Source organism: Moorena sp. SIO3I6 (assembly GCF_010672095.1).
In genome coordinates, this window is the sequence record NZ_JAAHHU010000979.1 from 1 (window position 1) to 1,840 (window position 1,840).

Genomic DNA, 1,840 nt, shown 5'->3' on the forward strand with positions numbered 1-1,840 from the left:
GACAGATGATCCCAGGTGAGCCACAAGTGGTGATTGGCACTCGTTCTGCTGTTTTTGCCCCTTTGCCCCAGTTGGGATTAATTGTTTTAGATGAAGAACACGACTCCAGCTTCAAGCAAGACCAACCTATTCCTACCTACCACGCTCGCACCGTTGCCCAATGGCGAGCAGAATTAGAAAATTGTCCCCTGATTTTAGGTTCAGCTACTCCTTCGGTGGAAAGCTGGGTCAGTATTAAGGTGATGGGGGGAGCGAGAGATGGTCAGATCGGTAGTGAAATTAATCCCCTGACCTCTTCAGCTCCTGAGGTTCAACCCTTCACCTGTTCACCTCCTCAGCATCCAGAACTTAGCACTCATTACTTATCCCTACCGGAACGGATTCAATCCAGACCCCTGCCACCGGTGGAAATTGTGGATATGAGGCAGGAGTTACAAGCTGGGAATCGGTCGATTTTTAGCCGTTCTCTCCAAGACAGCTTGAGACGACTAAAGGAACAAGAGAAACAGGGGATTTTATTTATCCCCCGCAGGGGACACAGTACGTTTGTGTCTTGTCGTAGTTGCGGTCATGTGTTGGAATGCCCTCACTGTGATGTTTCCTTGTCCTATCACTATACTCATGAAGGCGCTACTCAAGTATTGCGGTGCCACTATTGCAATTTCGGACAACTCCATCCCCGTAGTTGTCCAGAATGTAGTTCTCCCTACCTGAAATTTTTCGGTAGTGGTACTCAGCGGGTTGTTCAAGATTTGGCGAAGCTGTTTCCAGAGTTGCGAATTATCCGATTTGACAGTGATACCACTCGTACCAAGAATGCTCATCGCACTCTGTTAACTCAATTTGCTAATCGGGAAGCTGACTTGTTGGTGGGGACCCAAATGCTGACCAAAGGATTAGATTTGGCTCAGGTGACACTGGTGGGAGTGGTAGCAGCAGATGGACTACTGTATTTGTCAGACTATCGAGCATCCGAGCGGGCATTCCAAACCTTAACTCAGGTGGCAGGTCGTGCCGGTCGTGGGGATGACCCTGGTCAGGTAATTATTCAAACTTATTCCCCAGACCATCCTGTGATTCAGGCTGTCAAAACTCATAATTATCAGTCGTTTATCTCGGACGAATTGGAACAACGGGCAGCACTGAACTATCCCCCTTATGGTGATTTGATTCTGTTGCGCATAAGTGGATTGGATGCTGTGGTGGTAGAGAAGGTAGCGGAGGATTTAGCCGACAGGTTAGATACTCCTGAAGCCGAATACGATATCCTAGGACCAGCACCAGCCAGTGTGATCCGGGTTGCTCGTCGCTATCGATGGCAGATTTTGCTTAAGTTTTCTCCTACTGTGCCCGCCAGGTTACTGAATTGGCGGGAATTGCAGGATATGTGTCCTCCAGATATTAGCTTGACTATTGATGTTAATCCTTTGAATATAAGTTGAAAGTTGGTTAAAGGTTTAAAGTTGGTTGAAGGCTTAAGGTTGGTTGAAGGTTTAAAACTGGTTGAAGGCTTAAGGTTGGTTGAAGGTTTAAAACTGGTTGAAGGTTGAAAGTTAGGAGTTGAAAGTTGAAAGTTGAAAGTTATAGGGAACCTAAATAAATTGTGATAATTTCGATTCCCGATTCCCGATTCCCGATTCCCGATTCCCGATTCCCAATTCCCAATTCTTAATTCTTAATTCTTAATTCTTAATTATTAATTCTTAATTCCCGATTCCCGATTCCCGATTCCCGATTCCCGATTCCCGATTCCCGATTCCCGATTCCCGATTCCCGATTCCCGATTCCCGATTCCCGATTCCCGATTCCCGATTCCCGATTCCCGATTCCCGATTCCCGA

General features: G+C 46.6%; 1 protein-coding gene. It reads left to right on the forward strand.

The genetic code is table 11. The features are described 5' to 3' along the window. The coding region (priA, locus tag F6K49_RS45175; protein ID WP_293108659.1) for a primosomal protein N' at positions 1 to 1,442 on the forward strand (1,442 nt) is incomplete at its 5' end. Positions 1,443 to 1,840: the final 398 nt, after the last annotated feature.